Source organism: Cyanobium sp. Cruz CV13-4-11 (assembly GCF_024346055.1).
Taxonomy (GTDB): Bacteria; Cyanobacteriota; Cyanobacteriia; order PCC-6307; family Cyanobiaceae; genus Cyanobium.
Genome location: NZ_JAGQCH010000013.1, coordinates 68,747 through 85,181, shown reverse-complemented (window position 1 = coordinate 85,181; position 16,435 = coordinate 68,747). Strand labels below are relative to the sequence as shown.

General features: G+C 65.8%; 12 protein-coding genes, 1 tRNA gene and 1 pseudogene. 7 read left to right on the top strand and 7 right to left on the bottom strand.

What is annotated here, in order from left to right; all coding sequences use genetic code 11:
• Window positions 1-225 precede the first annotated feature (225 nt).
• From KBZ12_RS11125 to KBZ12_RS11110, 4 genes and pseudogenes are all read right to left on the bottom strand, one after another.
• Window positions 226-1,209, bottom strand: a pseudogene (locus tag KBZ12_RS11125) (IS5 family transposase).
• 236 nt (window positions 1,210-1,445) lie between these two features.
• Window positions 1,446-1,823 carry a hypothetical protein gene (locus KBZ12_RS11120; protein ID WP_254958021.1) on the bottom strand — a complete coding sequence of 126 codons (378 nt, stop codon included), beginning with the start codon at window positions 1,821-1,823 and terminating at the stop codon, window positions 1,446-1,448.
• On the bottom strand, window positions 1,816-2,364 hold the full coding sequence (locus tag KBZ12_RS11115; RefSeq protein WP_254958020.1) for a hypothetical protein: 549 nt from the start codon (window positions 2,362-2,364) through the stop codon (window positions 1,816-1,818). The genes KBZ12_RS11120 and KBZ12_RS11115 overlap by 8 nt, the downstream gene beginning before the upstream one ends.
• A 526-nt stretch (window positions 2,365-2,890) precedes the next feature.
• A tRNA-Pro gene (locus KBZ12_RS11110) sits at window positions 2,891-2,964 on the bottom strand.
• 85 nt (window positions 2,965-3,049) lie between these two features.
• Here KBZ12_RS11110 and lipA point away from each other — a divergent pair.
• Complete coding sequence (gene lipA / locus KBZ12_RS11105; RefSeq protein WP_254958019.1) at window positions 3,050-3,952, top strand: lipoyl synthase; 903 nt, start codon at window positions 3,050-3,052, stop codon at window positions 3,950-3,952.
• A 4-nt stretch (window positions 3,953-3,956) separates the two neighbouring features.
• Here the strand turns inward: lipA and KBZ12_RS11100 are convergent, their stop codons facing one another.
• The 3 genes from KBZ12_RS11100 to gltB all read right to left on the bottom strand — a co-directional run bounded on the left by KBZ12_RS11100 (window position 3,957) and on the right by gltB (window position 9,512).
• Complete coding sequence (locus KBZ12_RS11100) at window positions 3,957-4,106, bottom strand: hypothetical protein (RefSeq protein ID WP_254958018.1); 150 nt, start codon at window positions 4,104-4,106, stop codon at window positions 3,957-3,959.
• 182 nt (window positions 4,107-4,288) lie between these two features.
• A complete protein-coding gene (locus KBZ12_RS11095) occupies window positions 4,289-4,750 on the bottom strand; it encodes a DUF1523 family protein (protein ID WP_254958017.1) in 462 nt (153 codons plus the stop codon).
• A 157-nt stretch (window positions 4,751-4,907) separates the two neighbouring features.
• The gene (gene gltB / locus KBZ12_RS11090; protein WP_254958016.1) at window positions 4,908-9,512 is read right to left on the bottom strand and encodes a glutamate synthase large subunit; all 4,605 of its coding nucleotides are present in this window, start codon (window positions 9,510-9,512) and stop codon (window positions 4,908-4,910) included.
• A 232-nt stretch (window positions 9,513-9,744) separates the two neighbouring features.
• Between gltB and KBZ12_RS11085 the strand changes: the two genes are divergently transcribed.
• The 6 genes from KBZ12_RS11085 (at window position 9,745) to tuf (ending at window position 16,408) form a co-directional block, all read left to right on the top strand.
• A complete protein-coding gene (locus KBZ12_RS11085) occupies window positions 9,745-11,598 on the top strand; it encodes a phosphodiester glycosidase family protein (RefSeq protein WP_254958015.1) in 1,854 nt (617 codons plus the stop codon).
• Between the two features lie 19 nt (window positions 11,599-11,617).
• The gene (locus tag KBZ12_RS11080; RefSeq protein WP_254958014.1) at window positions 11,618-11,953 is read left to right on the top strand and encodes an AIR synthase; all 336 of its coding nucleotides are present in this window, start codon (window positions 11,618-11,620) and stop codon (window positions 11,951-11,953) included.
• Window positions 11,954-12,038: 85 nt separating this feature from the next.
• Window positions 12,039-12,413, top strand: coding sequence for a 30S ribosomal protein S12 (rpsL, locus tag KBZ12_RS11075; protein ID WP_015109448.1), 375 nt, complete (start codon window positions 12,039-12,041; stop codon window positions 12,411-12,413).
• Window positions 12,414-12,477: 64 nt separating this feature from the next.
• Window positions 12,478-12,948, top strand: coding sequence for a 30S ribosomal protein S7 (gene rpsG, locus KBZ12_RS11070; RefSeq protein WP_015109449.1), 471 nt, complete (start codon window positions 12,478-12,480; stop codon window positions 12,946-12,948).
• Between the two features lie 112 nt (window positions 12,949-13,060).
• Window positions 13,061-15,136: an elongation factor G gene (gene fusA, locus KBZ12_RS11065; protein WP_254958013.1), complete on the top strand. Its 2,076-nt coding sequence runs from the start codon at window positions 13,061-13,063 to the stop codon at window positions 15,134-15,136.
• Between the two features lie 42 nt (window positions 15,137-15,178).
• Window positions 15,179-16,408, top strand: coding sequence for an elongation factor Tu (tuf, locus tag KBZ12_RS11060; RefSeq protein ID WP_254958012.1), 1,230 nt, complete (start codon window positions 15,179-15,181; stop codon window positions 16,406-16,408).
• The last annotated feature ends 27 nt before the right edge of the window (window positions 16,409-16,435 follow it).

Below are 16,435 nucleotides of genomic sequence, written 5' to 3'. Positions count from 1 at the left end.
CGCCCAAGTCTTGTTGTCATCCGGCTCTCGCTTTAAGGAAGCTCTGATCAAGACGGCTTAACGAAAACAACCTAGTCTCATTCTCGTTAATGAGGCGATGTTGAGCAGATTTTGCCCGCTTTTCGCTCACTGCACTCCTTTCAAAGTCGTTCAGGCAATTTCCATCATGTGTTCTGTCTTGTTTTCTAGATGATTATCGACAATAAGACATACTAAACCCTTGTACTACGCTGAATCAGGTATCCGTTCCCGTACCATCCAGAGGTTTGCCAGGGCAAAGAGCAACTTCAGCTTGAGGTCGTTCTTGCGGATACCTCGGTAGAAGACCTTCCGGAATCCGAACTGACATTTGATGATCCGAAAGGGATGCTCCACTTTGGCGCGGAAGTGGGCTTTCGCCGTCTCAATCAGATCCAGAAGCCTGCCCTCTGGTGTCTCTGGAAGCACTCTGCGCTGGCCGGGCTTCATAGCAATCCTGAACTCAGCCTCGCAGTCCTGGAAGTCGTTTCGTTTCTCGATGCCGATGTGGCCTGCATCGCCGTAGATGAGGCGTTCATCCCCATGGAGCCGCTCAGCTGCTGTGTTCAGCTCATGCACGTTGGCCGCCGTGCTCTCAACAGAGTGGACCAGCCCTGATGCGGCATCAACGCCGATGTGGCAACGCATCCCAAAGAACCACTGCTTACCCTTGGCCACCGAGTGCATTTCAGGATCCCTCTCCTTGGCTTTGTTCTTGGTGGAGCTGGGGGCATTGATGATTGTGGCATCAAGGATCGTGCCTTCCCTCAACATCACTCCCCTCTCGCTCAGCATCTGGTTCACACCCTCGAGGATCTGCTCGGCGATGCGGTGCTCTTCCAGCAGATGGCGGAAGTTGAGGATCGTGGTCTCATCAGGGATCCTCCCTTCCATCGTCTCGATTCCGGCGAAGCGGCGGAAGCAGGGCGTATCGATCAGCATCTCTTCCATCAAGGGATCAGAAAGCGTGAACCACTGCTGCAGCAGGTAGATCCGCAGCATCACCTCCAAAGGAATCGGCGGACGACCTCCTTAACTGGAGGGCTTGTGATACACGGGCTCGATCAAGGCCAGGAATGCTTCCCAGGGAACCGTGGCCTCCATCTCATCCAAGAAGCGCTGCCGACGCGTCCTCTTTTTGGCGTGGATCTGCTCGTAGTCCGTAAAGCCCAGCCGGAGGGGGGCGGCCATCCGTTCCAGTCTCAATCCTAGATCTGGACTGATTCTAGCGGGTTTTTCAGATGTTCCTTAGCACCACCAGAATCGATATCACCTTTGGGCTCGTTGCCGTCTATGTTATACGTCACTTGTCACGTCCGCTCTTTGAGCTGATCACGCTTGAAAGGCGCTTGGCAGAAATGCTTGTCATGGCTAGCGTAAGGAACTTTACGGAAATTGGTATTAGTGCCTGTCCAGTCATCCTGATCTCAGGAGTCACCTTCTTTGCCCGCCCCCCCTTGGGGTTTGCCTAAATTCGCTTCCAAATCCGATAGGCGTTCCTTACATTCCTCAACATAACGACTAAGGAGTTCTAGTTGGAGGCGCTGCTTTGTGTCCTCCTTCGCTAGGTGCATTACCAACTCCTGCAGAGCTGAAATTACTGACTCTTCCTCGGCCTCTGGATTCGCTTTTGCCTCTGGCTCCTGGGATCCGTATCCGAAGGGGTCAGGAGCTCCATTCTCCAACCACCCCTCGATGAGTGCTACGACCACTCGCGCCATCGAACGCTTGTTCTGTTGACAAGCATCTTTCAACTGACTGTGGATCTCTGGGGAAACCTTCACGACAATACCAACTTCAGACATGGGTCGCACCTCGCAGGCTGATCTCCTGGGCAAAACGGACTGCTTCAGCGATGACTTGCCGATGCGGGTTGTGTCTACGATAAACATTCTTATGCATATTTTCTGAATGCGATTGTGATAACGCAGCAGTTCTGATGTCCGGTCCATCGCCATCACTGCGCAAGGTCCAGAGATACCGAATATCCGTCCAGCGAATTCTCCACTCAAAACCTTTTCTCATGGTCTCTTCTTGAACCTTCCGCAGCAAGAGTGCGACCTCGCTCGGCCTGCAGCCTGTCGCAGCGACAACCCAAAAGAATGTCGCAGCCACAGGATCTGACACCAGGGTGATGGCTCTGTGAATGTCGGCATCCGTCGCCTTATCGACAAATGGCCGTATCACGCTGGGGGCTTTTGGTTTGTGGATGGGCGACAGGACCCACGGAATCCCGTTATGCCCGCAGGCCCATTTAGCGATACGGACTCTGTCGCTGTAGTTGTCGGTGTTGAGGTCGCATCCTTCCCTCGCCCATCGCTGGGCATTCGGGCCGTCCAGAGTCATCCGGCCGCTCTCAAGCCAATCGAAGAGGCCGTGAAGGTGTCTCAGGTGCTTTTGCTTTGACCTGTCCTGGCTTTGCCTTGCTGGGATGAGGCAGAGCACACTCTTCTTTTGGTGCTTCAGGGCTGAAGTGATCAGGGGCTGGCAGGGCCGATGACGCGAGTTCGTGCTGCCACCCTGATTCCAAAGCTGGATGAGCTTTTGGCCCTCGCTCAGCACGTGCGACTGGTGCGACGGCCGTTTCGGTTCCAGTCTCCACAGAGGAGGAGGTGGACGCCTTGCGCCTTCGATGACCATTCGAAGCGAAACCCCTGGCTTGGGCTGTCCTGCTTCAGTTCGTGCGTGAGTGATGCGAGCTCGGTTGGGAGCGCCATGGCGGATTCGACCAGTGGACGGGCGCATGGGACATAGGAAAAGAGTAGTACAGTCATAGCGCAGTCATGGCGCAGCCATAGCGGTGTCTGCCCTGGTCGTCGCACAAAAAAAGGGTTCCGGCTAGCGAAACCCTTGTAGAGCAGTTGATGTCAAATCGGGATGACAGGATTCGAACCTGCGGCCCCTTCGTCCCGAACGAAGTGCGCTACCAAGCTGCGCCACATCCCGATGGCCAGACTTTAGGGGATGGCCCGCGGCGGCCGGCCTCCCTGATCGCCGTGACCGTCCTGCCTACAGTCCGCCCAGCCCAGCGATGCCCGTGCCCATCAGCGACCCCCGGCCCGCCCCCGCCAAGCCGCCCTGGCTGCGGGTCAAGGCGCCCCAGCGGGAACGGATCGGGGCGGTGGCGGACCTGCTGGTGGACCTCAAGCTCAACACGGTCTGCCAGGAGGCCAGCTGCCCGAACATCGGCGAGTGCTTCGCCGGCGGCACCGCCACCTTCCTGATCATGGGCCCGGGCTGCACCAGGGCCTGCCCTTACTGCGACATCGACTTCGACCGCAGCGTGCGGGCGCTGGACCCCACCGAGCCCGAGCGGCTGGGAGAAGCGGTGCGGCGCCTCGGCCTGAGCCATGTGGTGATCACCTCGGTCAACCGGGACGACCTGGCCGATGGCGGGGCCAGCCAGTTCGTCGCCTGCATCGAGGCCGTGCGCCGCAACGCTCCCCTGACCACGATCGAGGTGCTCCTGCCGGATCTCTGCGGCACCTGGGACGCCCTGGCGGTGGTGATGGCGGCGGCGCCGGAGGTGCTTAACCACAACATCGAAACCGTGCCCCGGCTCTATCGGCAGGTGCGGCCCCAGGGGGTGTACGAACGCTCCCTCGAACTGTTGCGCCGGGTCCGCCAGGGCTGGCCGCGCACCTACACCAAATCGGGCCTGATGGTGGGCCTGGGGGAAAACGACGCCGAGGTCCGCTCGGTGATGGCCGATCTGCGCGCCCACGCCGTCGACATCGTCACGATCGGCCAGTACCTCTCCCCCGGCCCCAAACACCTGCCGGTGCAGCGATTCGTCTCCCCAGAGGTGTTCGAAGACTTCCGCCGTCACGGGGAAGCCGACCTGGGCTTCCTCCAGGTGGTGAGCAGTCCCCTCACCCGGAGCAGCTACCACGCCGGCGAGGTGCGGCGGCTGATGCGGCAGTTTCCCCGCTGAGGGATCAGGCCGCGGGCTCGGCGTCGCCGAACTCGGCGCGCAGGGCTCGCTGGTCCTCGGCGTCCCCCAGCTCCTTGAGCTCCTCAAGGCGGGGGGTGATCAGATTCACGGTCAGATCGGCCGTGGCGCAGCGGTGCAAAGAGGCCACAGCCATCTGGCGGGCGAAGAACTGCTGGAGCTGCTGAGCGAACTCGGGAGGCTTGGCTGAGCGGGTTGCCTGGAGACAATGGCGAAACCCTATGGAAGTTCTGCGAGCCGGAGGATGCGGTGAACCGACCTAGGGCGGGGCGGTTGGCCGATCGTAAGCAGGCCCGCAGACACTGGCAGGCCAAGCCATCACTGGCCACCACTCGCAGACCCAACAGAACGATGGGGTGAGTCGCACCGTCGACCCGGGATGGCTGCCTCGGAGGGAACTGGTGTCGCATCAGGGCGGGGCTCCACCTCCCAGATGCTGATGATGTTGCGAAACCAGCTCAACAACGGGACGCGCAACCCAGCCACATAGGCCTGGTAGGTAGCGCCAACCCGAATCCTGCCGTACAGATCCGCGGAATTAAACTTACGAAAAGCCATGGCGTCCATGTTCTCAAATGTTTCCTGCGGCGTGAAGATCAAGTAGCGCGCTCCATCACCGCTTCGGTCTCCAACCCGCTCGGCCTTGACGACTCTAATCTCAACCATGTCCTGCGTATTCGCATAGATCAGATACTGAACCAGGAAAGGGCCGAAGATCAGCAGCGCAAAGGGCAATGCTGCAATCAGGCAGCCCATGGAATTAGGGGTGGAACGCGACATCGTCGCCTCAATCAGCGGGGACGACAAGCAGTGTCGAGTCACACCGATGGAGCGTCAATCATGGCCAGATCAAGGCCGATGGAATTCGATGGAACGCGGCGATGGCAAGCGCCCCCACCGCACTGATCCACAGCGGAACATGGACAAGGCGGGCGGCTCAGGCCACCACCGCCTCCCGCTGAGCCAGACCCACCGCGGCCTTCTCGCTGGGGGGCACCAGCACCTGGAAGCGTCCCTTCCAGGTGGGCCAGTCGGCCAGGATCGCCGCCGCCCTGGTGCTGCCGGTGGCCAGCAGATGGGCCTCCAGCAGCGGCCGCAGCAGCGCTTCCTGCTCGGGGGTGGTGAGAGGCACCAGTTCCACCGACTCCGGATTGAGGCGGGCCGCCAGGCCCCCGCTCTCGTCGAGGAGGAAGGCCACCCCGCCGGTCATGCCGGCGGCCACATTGCGGCCGGTGCCGCCCAGGACCACCACCACGCCGCCGGTCATGTATTCGCAGCAGTGATCGCCGACCCCCTCCACCACGGTGCGGGCACCGCTGTTGCGCACGGCGAAGCGCTCGCCGGCCCGGCCGAGGGCGAACAGCTCGCCGCCCGTGGCGCCATACAGACAGGTGTTGCCGAGGATCACCTGGTCGCCGGGATCGGTGACACCGGCCGGAGGCACCACGGTGATGCGGCCGCCGTTGAGGCCCTTGCCCACGTAGTCGTTGGCCTCCCCCACCAGGCGCAGGTCCATGCCCTGGAGCACGAAGGCCCCGAAGCTCTGGCCGGCGGCACCGTGGAAGGTGAGGGCCAGGCCCCCCTGGAAGCCGGTGTTGCCGTGCAGGGCGGCGATCTCGCCGCTCAGGCGGGCACCCACGCTGCGGTCGGTGTTGACGATCGGCAGCTGGCGCACCACGTGGCCGTGGGCGTCGATCGCCGCGCGCACCTCCGGATCGGCAAGCAGCCCGTCCTCAAGCACCGGACCGTTGTCGTGGGCGACGTCGTCGTGGCGCAGCCAGGCGCGGTCGGCGGCCGCAGGAATCGGATCGAGCAGGCAGGAGAGATCCAGGGCGCTGGTTTTGGTGAGGCCGACGGCTCGGGGAGCCAGCAGATCGGTGCGGCCGATCAGGTCCTCGAGGCGGGCCACGCCCAGCACGCTGAGCAACTGGCGCACCTCCTCGGCCACAAAGACGAAGAAGTTGACGACGTGCTCAGGCAGGCCGGTGAAGCGCTTGCGCAGGGCTTCCTTCTGGGTGGCCACCCCCACTGGGCAGTTGTTGGTGTGGCAGACGCGGGCCATGATGCAGCCCTCGGCGATCATGGCGACCGAGCCGAAGCCGTACTCCTCGGCCCCCAGCAGGGCGGCGATCAGCACGTCCCAGCCGCTCTTGAAGCCGCCGTCGGCCCGCAGCAGCACCCGGTCCCGCAGGCCGTTCTCCAGCAGGCTGCGGTGCACCTCTGTGAGCCCCAGCTCCCAGGGGCTGCCGGCGTGCTTGATCGAACTCAGCGGCGAGGCTCCGGTGCCACCGTCGTGGCCGGAGATCTGGATCACGTCGGCGTTGGCCTTGGCCACCCCGGCGGCGATCGTGCCGATACCGATCTCGGCCACCAGCTTCACCGAGACCCGGGCGGCGGGATTCACCTGGTGCAGGTCGTGGATCAGCTGGGCCAGATCCTCGATGGAATAGATGTCGTGGTGCGGCGGCGGTGAGATCAGCGCCACACCCGGCTTGCTGTTGCGCAGCCAGGCGATGTAGGTGTCCACCTTGGGGCCGGGTAGCTGGCCGCCTTCACCGGGTTTGGCGCCCTGGGCCACCTTGATCTCCAGCTGCCGGCCACTGCGCAGGTAGGCCGGGGTGACGCCGAAACGCCCCGAGGCGATCTGCTTGATGGCGGAGCAGGCACTGTCGCCGTTCTGCAGCCCGCGCAGGCTGGGAAGGGTGGGCGAATGGCCCTCACCGTCGACGTCGTGGAGGGGGTGGTAGCGGGCCGGGTCCTCGCCGCCCTCGCCGCAGTTGCTCTTGCCGCCGATGCGGTTCATCGCCACCGCCAGCACCTCATGGGCCTCCCGCGAAAGGGCCCCCAGGCTCATGCCGCCGGTGCAGAAGCGGCTGCAGATGCTCTCGACACTCTCCACCTGCTCGATCGGCAGGGGCACCGGGGCCGGCTTCAGCTCGAGCAGGTCCCGCAGGGCCGTCACCGGCCGGTTCTCCAGCAGCGTGCGGTAGGTGGAGAAATGGTCGTAGCCGGGGCCCGCCGCGACGGCGGCATGGAGGGCCTTGGACATCTCCGGATTGTTGAGGTGGAACTCCCCACCGGTGCGGTACTGCACGAAGCCCATGAACTCGAGCTTGGTGCGGTTCAGCTCCGGGTAGGCCTTGGCATGGAAGGCCAGGGTCTCGCTGGCCAGGTCCTGGAGGCTGAGGCCGGCGACCCGGCTGGTGGTGCCGGTGAAGGCCAGGTCGATCAGATCGGCACCGATGCCGATGGCCTCGAAGATCTGGGCACCGTGGTAGCTGGCCAGCAGGGAGATGCCGATCTTGGAGAGGATCTTGCGCAGCCCCTCCTCCAGGGCCTTGCGCACGTTGGCCTGGGCCATGTCGGTATCAAGGGCGGGCAGCTTGCCCCGCTCGATCATCGACTGGGTGCGGGGGTGCGCCAGCCAGTGGCGGGTGGTCTCCCAGGTCAGCCACGGGCAGACGGCACTGGCGCCATAGCCGATCAGGCAGGCCAGGTGGTGGGTGCTCCAGCACTGGGCGGTATCGACCACCAGGGAGCACTGAAGGCGCAGGCCGAGGCGCAGCAGGTGGTGGTGCACGGCGCCGACCCCCAGCAGGGGAGGAATGGCCGTGGTGCCGGCGCTGATGCCGCCATCGGCGCGGTCCGAAAGGACCAGGATCTGGATGCCGCTGCGCACGGCCGCCTCCGCCTCGAAGCAGAGGCGGTGCAGGGCCTGCTCCAGGCCATCGGGGCCGCTGGCCACCGGCAGCAGCGTGGAAAGGGTGGTGAGCCCGAGGCCCTGGGTGTTCAGGGCCTGGAGTTCGGCCTCGTTGAGCACCGGGGTGGTGAGGTGGAGCACGGCGGCGCCGGAGGCATCGGGGCGCAGGGCCGAACCGCGCCGGCCCAGGTGCATCTCCAGGCTCATGACCAGCTTCTCGCGCAGCGGGTCGATGGGGGGGTTGGTGACCTGGGCGAAGCGCTGCTTGAAATAGTCGTAGAGGAGGTGGGGCTTGGAGGAGAGGACCGCCAGGGGGATGTCATCCCCCATGCAGTAGGTGGGCTCCTTGCCCTGGCCGGCCATGTCTTCAATCACCAGGTCCAGGTCCTCCGCCGTGAAGCCGAAGGCGGTCTGCTGCTGCAGGAGTTCCAGATCGCCCAGGCAGCGATCGGTCTGCCAGGCGCCCGGGGAGAGGCTGCGGCGATGGTCGAGCAGCCAGCCGGCGTAGGGCAGCCGCGCTGCGGTCTCCTCTTTCACATCCCAGTTGCGCAGCAGCCGGTGCTGCTCCAGGTCGACGGCCAGCATCTGGCCGGGGCCGAGGCGGCCCTTCTCGATGATGCGGGATTCCTCCAGCTCCACAACGCCCGTTTCCGAGCCCATCACCACGTAGCCGTCGCTGGTGATGCAGTAGCGGGCCGGCCGCAGGCCGTTGCGATCGAGGGTGGCCCCCACCATGCGGCCGTCGCTGAAGACCAGCAGGGCGGGGCCGTCCCAGGGTTCCTGCAGGCAGGCGCTGTACTCGTAGAAGGCCTTGATCGCCGGCCGCTCGTCGAGCTCGGGCTGGTCGCGGAAGGCCTCCGGCACCAGGGTGAGCAGGCTGTCGGTGATCGGCCGGCCGCTGCGCACCATCAGTTCGAGGGTGGCGTCGAGGTTGGCCGAATCGCTGAAGGCGCCGTTGACCAGGGGCCGCAGGTCCCTGGCGGCATCCCCCCAGACGGCCTCGAGGTGGGATTCGGCAGCCCTGGCCCAGTTGATGTTGCCCAGCAGGGTGTTGATCTCGCCGTTGTGGCCCAGCAGGCGCATCGGCTGGGCCAGGGGCCAGCGGGGCAGGGTGTTGGTGCTGAAGCGGCGGTGGTACACCGCGAAGGCGACGCTGAAGCGTTCGTCCCGCAGGTCGACGTAGAAGGCATCGAGCACCTCCGAGCGCACCATGCCCTTGTAGACGACGGTGCGGCCGCTGATCGAAGCGAAATAGAGGTCGGTGGTGTCGGCCCCCCACACCTCCCGCACCCGGTCGACGGCGCGGCGCCGCAGACGGAACAGCAGGGATTCGAGGGCGTCGACGTCGGCCATGACGCCGGGCACCGCATCGGGGGCGGCCAGCAGCCACTGCTCGATGGCCGGGGCGTTCTCCCGCGCCAGGGGACCGAGCACCTCGGGAACCACCGGGACCTGACGCCAGCCGAGGCTGAGAAGCCCGAGGCGTTCGGCCTCCTCGTCGCAGATCCGGCGGGCCTGGTCGCGGCGTTCGGGATCCGCCGGCAGGAACAGCATCCCCAGCCCCCGCACGATCGCCGTGGAGGCGGCGGCCGCCGGCCAGACGGCCTCCAGGTAGCTCCAGGGGATCGCGGTCAGCAGGCCGGCGCCGTCGCCGGAATCACCATCGCCGCCGCAGCCGCCGCGGTGCTCCATGCAACGCAGGCCGCGCAGGGCCTGCTGCAGCACCCAGTGGTTGGGAACCCCATCAAGGTGGGCCAGGAAACCCACCCCGCAGGCGTCCATCTCGCCAGGCCCTGGGGCCGAGCTGTCGCGGTGGGGCCAGACGGGGACGGAGGAGGACATAGGCCGGGTTGGGGCTGCTGAAACGGAGCTGGAACTAGCTTGTAGGGAACAAGCCTAAGGACACCGGCAGCAGGGGGCCTGCCGAGGAGCTGCCGTGTCACCCGTGCAGCAGCCGTGTGCGAGATGTCACGGCGAGCCATCGATCCTAGGCAGCCGCACCTACACCGAAGCGATGGGACTAACTTTCTGCCTCAAGGGGCAGGATCTTGCCTCAAGAGGCAGGACGTCGTCGATGGCCAGGACTCTCCCGATCGCCTTGGCCCTGCTGGCCCTGGTCGGAGCTCCGCCGGTCACCAGGGCGGCCCCGCCGCCGATGCCCCCGGCCCTGCCGGAACTGCCGGCCCCGCGTCCCGGCCGGACCGGGCCGGTGCGGGCGGTCCCCACCGCGGAAGTGGGCGGCACCGGGCTGACGCTGAACGGCCGCAGCCAGCAGGCCGCCTGGCGCTGGAGCGGCGATGACCCGCGCCGGCCGGTGGCCCTGTGGCTGCCGCTCGAGGTGCTCGAAGGCCAGCTGGGCTTCAGCAGCCGCTCCAGGCCCGATGGCGCTCTGGCGCTGGAATGGTTCGGCCGGGAGCTGGTGGTGCCCCCGGCGCAGCAGCGGTCGCTGGCGGACGAGGTGGCCATCGACGTGGCCGCCCTGCTGCAGGACGTGGGCGTGGCGGTGGAGCGCCGCGGCGAGCGGCTGGACCTGCACCTGCCAGCGCCCCGGCTGCTCCAGGTGCGCAGCTCGGAGCAGGCCGGCGTCCGGCGGGTGGTGCTCGACCTCGACGGACCCACCCTGGTGCGCAGCAGCGAGGGCGGCGTTCAGCTGTCCCTGCTCAGCCGACCCGACCAGCTGAGCCTGCTCACCGCCCGGGGCCTGCGCAGTGGCGCCGACGGGGCGGAGATGACCCTGGCGGTGCCGGCTGGTGCCGCCCCTCTGCGCACCTTCACCCTGGGGGATCCGGCCCGGGTGATCATCGATCTGCCGCAGGGCGCCGGCAGCGTCGGCACGGCGCCGCCGGCTCCGGCGCCGATCGATCCGCGGCTGCTGGCCATGCTGGGCCCCCAGTTGCGCTGGGACCAGCAGGTGCGCAGCGTGGGCGGCACCAGGGTCATGGTCAACGCGGTCCGGATCGATCCCCGCAGCGGGCCGCTGGAACTGCGGCCCCTCAGCCGGCCCGATGGCATGGCGGGCCTGAGCTCCCTGACGGCCCTGGCCCAGCGCCAGGACGCCCTGGTGGCGATCAACGGCGGCTTCTTCAACCGGGTGCGCCGCCTTCCCCTCGGCGCCCTGCGGGACCAGGGCCGCTGGCTGTCCGGGCCGATCCTCAACCGCGGCGCCATGGGCTGGGATCCCCGCAGCCTGCCCCGCTTCGGGCGCCTGCGGCTGGACGAATGGATCAGCGATGACCGTGGCCAGCGCTGGCCGCTGCTGACCGTCAACAGCGGTTACGCCCAGCGGGGCCTGAGCCGTTACACCGCCGACTGGGGCCGGCTCTACCAGGCCCTGACCGGCTCGGAAACGGGCGTGATGGTGAGCGGTGGCCGTGTGCAGCGGCGGATCAGCAGCCAGGAGCTGGCGGCGGGGGTGCCGCTGCGGCCGGAGGACACCCTGGTGGTGGCCCGCGGCGGGGCTGTCCTGCCCTGGAATGAAGGCGAGTCGGTGCGCCTGGAGAGCCGCCCCAGCGACACCTTGGGCAACGCCGGCTCCGTGATGGGCGGAGGGCCGCTGCTGCTCCAGAACGGCCGCATCGTGCTCAACGGCAGCGCCGAAGGATTCGGGGCCGCCTTCCTGCGGCAAGGGGCCCCCCGCACGGTGGTGGGCAGCGATGGCGCCCTGCTGTGGCTGGTGACCCTGGAAGGGGCCGGGGGTGGCGCCGGGCCCACCCTTGCCGAGACCGCCTGGCTGCTGCAGCAACTGGGCCTGGTCGATGCCCTCAACCTTGACGGAGGCAGTTCCACGGGCCTGGTGATGGGCGGCAGCCACCGGGTCAAGGGCCGGGGGGTCGCCGGCTCGGTTCACAACGGCCTGGGGCTGGTGCCGGTCGGGGGCGGCGCAGCGGCCACCGGCCTGAGCCCTACCAGCCAGCGGCTGGCAAACTGAACCCATTCGCCACTCCACCGTGCCCCGGGGCCACAGCCTTCGCCTCACCCCCGCCGCCGCCGCCGAACTGTGCCGCCAGGCGGCGGTGGCGGGCACCCCGGGGCTGATGCACCTGGAGTTGCTGGAGGGCGCCTGCGAAGCCTGGACGATCCGGCTGCGCCCCGGCCACCTGGCCGGCACCCCCGTGGCCCGGGCCGACGGCATCACCCTCTATTCCCCCGCTGGGCAGCTGCCGCTGCTGCAGGGCCTGCAGCTCGACTACCGGGGCGACCTCAGCGGCGGCGGATTTCTGGTGCGTCCCGGACCGGGCGTGCGCAGCTGTGCCTGCGGGGCCGCCTTCAGCCGCGAGAGCTGAGGGGGACGGCGACGAAGTAAGGTGTCGGATTGTCGAAACGGTCGGACAACCGACCCGTCCACACCGAGCAGCACCCCGGCCTTCGATGCCCACTATTCAGCAGCTGATCCGCACCGAGCGGCAGCGTCTCACCCGCAAAACGAAGTCGCCCGCCCTGCGCGCCTGCCCCGAGCGGCGTGGCGTCTGCACCCGGGTGTACACCTCCACCCCGAAGAAGCCCAACTCGGCGCTGCGCAAGGTGGCCCGTGTGCGCCTCACCTCCGGGTTTGAGGTAACGGCCTACATCCCCGGCATCGGTCACAACCTTCAGGAGCACTCGGTGGTTCTGATCCGCGGCGGCCGCGTCAAGGACCTGCCCGGTGTCCGCTACCACATCATCCGCGGCACCCTCGACACCTCCGGTGTCAAGGATCGGCGGCAGTCCCGCTCCAAGTACGGCGCCAAGACACCGAAGGCCTGAGCCTTCGTTCCCCCGGCTCTTCGCGGCCGGACCAGCTCTCACCTGCTTTTTCTCCCTCCGTTCCATGTCCCGCCGCAACGCCGCCGAGAAACGCCCGGTTCTCCCGGACCCTCAGTTCAACAGCCGCCTGGCCTCGATGATCGTGGCCCGGCTGATGAAGCACGGCAAGAAGTCCACGGCCCAGCGCATCCTGTCCGATGCCTTCACCCTGATCAACGAGCGCACCGGCGCCGATCCGCTCGACCTGTTCGAAACGGCGGTCCGCAATGCCACGCCCCTGGTGGAAGTGCGAGCTCGCCGGGTCGGTGGCGCCACCTACCAGGTGCCGATGGAAGTGCGTCAGGAGCGCGGCACCGCCATGGCGCTGCGCTGGCTGGTCAACTTCTCCCGGGCCCGCAACGGCCGGAGCATGGCCCAGAAGCTGGCCGGTGAGCTGATGGACGCGGCCAACGAAGCCGGCAGTGCCGTCCGCAAGCGGGAGGAGACCCACAAGATGGCCGAAGCCAACAAGGCCTTCGCCCACTACCGCTACTGAGCCGCCCAGAGGGGCCGGATCCCTGGGCTGATCCGGTTCCTGCAGATCGCGCCAACGCCGGTCTGTAAAGTTACGCCCGCTTTTCGTCGACCCACCCCCGGAGAACTTTCCCGTGGCCCGCGCCTATCCCCTGGAACGCGTCAGAAATATCGGTATCGCCGCTCACATCGACGCAGGCAAGACCACCACGACCGAACGGATTCTGTTTTATTCCGGCGTGGTCCACAAGATGGGCGAGGTGCACGATGGCGCCGCCGTCACCGACTGGATGGAGCAGGAGCGCGAGCGGGGGATCACCATCACCGCCGCCGCCATCTCCACCAGCTGGAAGGACAACCGGATCAACATCATCGATACCCCTGGCCACGTCGATTTCACGATCGAGGTGGAACGCTCGATGCGGGTGCTCGACGGTGTCGTGGCGGTGTTCTGTGCCGTCGGTGGGGTGCAGCCCCAGTCGGAAACCGTGTGGCGCCAGGCCGATCGCTACAACGTGCCCCGGATCGTGTTCGTCAACAAGATGGACCGGACCGGCGCCAACTTCCTGAAGGTCTACGACCAGATCAAGGATCGCCTCAAGGCCAACGCCGTGCCGATCCAGCTGCCGATCGGTGCCGAGGGTGACCTCAAGGGCATCATCGATCTGGTGCGGAACAAGGCGATCATCTACACCAATGACCTCGGCACCGACATCCTCGAAGGGGAGATCCCCGCCGACATGCAGGACGAGGCTGCGGAATGGCGCCAGAAGCTGATGGAGTCGGTGGCCGAAACCGACGAAGAGCTGATTGAAGCCTTCCTCGAGAACGGTGAGCTCACCCAGGAGCAGCTGATGCGGGGCATCCGCCTCGGGGTGCTGCATCACGGCATGGTCCCGATCCTCTGCGGCTCCGCCTTCAAGAACAAGGGCGTCCAGCTGGTGCTCGATGCGGTCGTCGACTACCTCCCCGCCCCCGTCGATGTGCCGCCGATCCATGGCCTCCTGGCCGACGGCAGCGAAGCCACCCGTGCCTGCGACGACAGCGCTCCCTTCAGTGCCCTGGCCTTCAAGGTCATGGCCGACCCCTACGGCAAGCTCACCTTCGTCCGCATGTACAGCGGCGTGCTGCAGAAGGGCAGCTACGTGCTCAACTCCACCAAGGACAAAAAGGAGCGCATCTCCCGCCTGATCCTGCTCAAGGCCGACGAGCGCGAAGAGGTGGACGAGCTCCGGGCCGGTGACCTGGGCGCCGTCCTCGGCCTCAAGGACACCACCACGGGCGACACCCTCTGCGTCGACTCCGATCCGATCATTCTGGAATCCCTGTTCATCCCCGAACCGGTGATCTCCGTGGCCGTGGAGCCCAAGACCAAGGGCGACATGGAGAAACTCGGCAAGGCCCTGCAGTCCCTCTCCGAGGAAGACCCCACCTTCCGGGTCTCCACCGATCCGGAAACCAACCAGACCGTGATCGCCGGCATGGGCGAACTGCACCTGGAAATCCTGGTCGACCGCATGCTGCGGGAGTTCAAGGTGGAGGCCAACATCGGTGCCCCCCAGGTGTCCTACCGGGAAACCATCCGCGGCAGCGCCAAGGGTGAGGGCAAGTTCGCCCGCCAGACGGGAGGCAAGGGCCAGTACGGCCACGTGGTGATCGAAATGCAACCCGGCGAACCGGGTTCAGGGTTCGAGTTCGTCAACAAGATTGTTGGCGGCATCGTTCCCAAGGAGTACATCGGTCCGGCGGAAGCCGGCATGAAGGAAACCTGCCAGTCCGGTGTGATTGCCGGTTTCCCCATGATCGATGTCCGGGTCACCATGGTGGACGGCTCTTATCACGACGTCGACTCTTCTGAGATGGCGTTCAAGATCGCCGGTTCCTTGGCCTTCAAGGATGGCGTCAAGAAGTGCAATCCTGTACTGCTTGAGCCGATGATGAAGGTTGAGGTCGAGGTCCCCGAGGATTACCTCGGTTCCGTCATCGGCGACCTTTCCTCCCGCCGCGGTCAGGTCGAAGGACAGTCCGTCGACAACGGACAGTCCAAAGTCCAGTCCAAAGTGCCTCTGGCCGAGATGTTCGGCTACGCCACCCAGCTCCGATCCATGACCCAGGGTCGGGGTATCTTCTCGATGGAGTTCAGCCATTACGAGGAAGTCCCTCGCAATGTGGCGGAAGCCATCATCTCCAAGAATCAGGGCAATTCCTGATCTTTCTTTCCATCCAACCCACCCCCCCGATTCTTTCCTTCCATGGCACGCGAGAAGTTCGAGAGGAACAAGCCTCACGTCAACATCGGCACCATCGGTCACGTTGACCACGGCAAAACCACCCTCACCGCCGCCATCACCAACGTGCTGGCGTCCCAGGGCATGGCCAAGGCCCAGGCCTACGACGAGATCGATGGCGCCCCTGAAGAGAAGGAGCGGGGGATCACGATCAACACGGCCCACGTCGAGTACGAGACCAACAAGCGTCACTACGCCCACGTCGACTGCCCGGGCCACGCTGACTACGTCAAGAACATGATCACCGGTGCCGCCCAGATGGACGGCGCCATCCTGGTGGTGGCCGCCACCGACGGTCCCATGGCCCAGACGAAGGAGCACATCCTGCTGGCCAAGCAGGTGGGCGTGCCCGCCCTGGTGGTGTTCCTGAACAAGAAGGACATGGTCGACGACGAGGAGATCCTCGAGCTCGTCGAACTGGAGATGCGCGAACTGCTCAGCAGCTACGACTTCCCTGGCGACGACATCCCCGTGATCGCCGGTTCCGCCCTCAAGGCCCTCGAGTACATCCAGGGTGGCAAGAAGGCCGTGCGTGGTGAAGATGAGTGGGTCGACAAGATCCTCGACCTCATGGATGCGGTCGACGAGTCGATCCCCGAGCCCGAGCGTGAGATCGACAAGCCCTTCCTGATGGCTGTCGAAGATGTCTTCTCGATCACCGGCCGCGGCACCGTCGCCACCGGCCGTATCGAGCGTGGCAAGGTGAAAGTGGGCGAGACCGTCCAGATCGTTGGTATCCGCGACACGCGTGAAACCACCGTCACCGGCGTCGAAATGTTCCGCAAGCTGCTCGACGAGGGCATGGCCGGCGACAACGTCGGTCTGCTCCTGCGCGGCGTCCAGAAGGAGGACATCGAGCGTGGCATGGTGCTGGTGAAGCCCAACTCCATCAAGCCCCACACCAAGTTCGAAGGTGAGGTCTACGTGCTCAAGAAGGAAGAGGGCGGCCGTCACACCCCCTTCTTCGCCGGCTACCGCCCTCAGTTCTACATCCGCACCACTGACGTGACCGGCCAGATCACCGCCTTCACCGCCGATGACGGCACCAACGTGGAGATGGTGATGCCCGGCGACCGCATCAAGATGAGCGCCGAGCTGATCTGCCCGGTCGCCATCGAGCAGGGCATGCGCTTCGCCATCCGCGAAGGCGGCCGCACCATCGGTGCCGGCGTGGTCTCCAAGATCGTTCTCTGAGGCTGATCTAGCCTTTTCGGGGGAGCC

What these genes read in the sequence shown, in the direction of transcription:
- lipA (WP_254958019.1), top strand. Translation starts at nt 3,050, where the DNA reads ATGCCCGTGCCCATCAGCGACCCCCGGCCCGCCCCCGCCAAGCCGCCC.
- KBZ12_RS11085 (WP_254958015.1), top strand. Translation starts at nt 9,745, where the DNA reads ATGGCCAGGACTCTCCCGATCGCCTTGGCCCTGCTGGCCCTGGTCGGA.
- KBZ12_RS11095 (WP_254958017.1), bottom strand. Translation starts at nt 4,750, where the DNA reads ATGTCGCGTTCCACCCCTAATTCCATGGGCTGCCTGATTGCAGCATTG.
- gltB (WP_254958016.1), bottom strand. Translation starts at nt 9,512, where the DNA reads ATGTCCTCCTCCGTCCCCGTCTGGCCCCACCGCGACAGCTCGGCCCCA.
- rpsL (WP_015109448.1), top strand. Translation starts at nt 12,039, where the DNA reads ATGCCCACTATTCAGCAGCTGATCCGCACCGAGCGGCAGCGTCTCACC.
- KBZ12_RS11100 (WP_254958018.1), bottom strand. Translation starts at nt 4,106, where the DNA reads ATGGCTGTGGCCTCTTTGCACCGCTGCGCCACGGCCGATCTGACCGTG.
- rpsG (WP_015109449.1), top strand. Translation starts at nt 12,478, where the DNA reads ATGTCCCGCCGCAACGCCGCCGAGAAACGCCCGGTTCTCCCGGACCCT.
- KBZ12_RS11120 (WP_254958021.1), bottom strand. Translation starts at nt 1,823, where the DNA reads ATGTCTGAAGTTGGTATTGTCGTGAAGGTTTCCCCAGAGATCCACAGT.
- tuf (WP_254958012.1), top strand. Translation starts at nt 15,179, where the DNA reads ATGGCACGCGAGAAGTTCGAGAGGAACAAGCCTCACGTCAACATCGGC.
- KBZ12_RS11115 (WP_254958020.1), bottom strand. Translation starts at nt 2,364, where the DNA reads ATGACTCTGGACGGCCCGAATGCCCAGCGATGGGCGAGGGAAGGATGC.